Origin of the sequence: Pantoea sp. GbtcB22 (assembly GCF_019091025.1) — a bacterium.
Lineage (GTDB): Bacteria > Pseudomonadota > Gammaproteobacteria > Enterobacterales > Enterobacteriaceae > Pantoea > Pantoea leporis.
The window spans coordinates 1-228 of sequence record NZ_JAGXKB010001085.1 but is presented as its reverse complement, the minus strand read 5'-3'; the positions used below and the strand labels follow the sequence as shown (position 1 = coordinate 228).

Here is a 228-nt window from a genome sequence, read left to right as displayed (position 1 = left end):
ACCATCGGCATGTAGATCGCCACCACGTCGCCTTTCTTTACGCCCAGGCTGCCGAGCACATTGGCAAAGCGGCAGTCGTCTGCATGCAGTTCGCGGAAGGTAATGGTTTTGCTTTCGCTGGCGTCGTCACCTTCCCAGATGATGGCGGGGTGGTCGCCACGCGTGGCGAGATGGCGATCGAGGCGGTTCGCGGCGGGGTTCAGTGCGCCATCTTCATACCAGCGAATC

At 61.0% G+C, this 228-nt stretch carries 1 protein-coding gene; it reads right to left on the bottom strand.

From position 1 onward, the window contains the following. Window positions 1–228 (bottom strand): AMP-binding protein (locus KVT28_RS27575; RefSeq protein ID WP_217551546.1); only part of this gene is annotated, 228 nt, incomplete at both ends.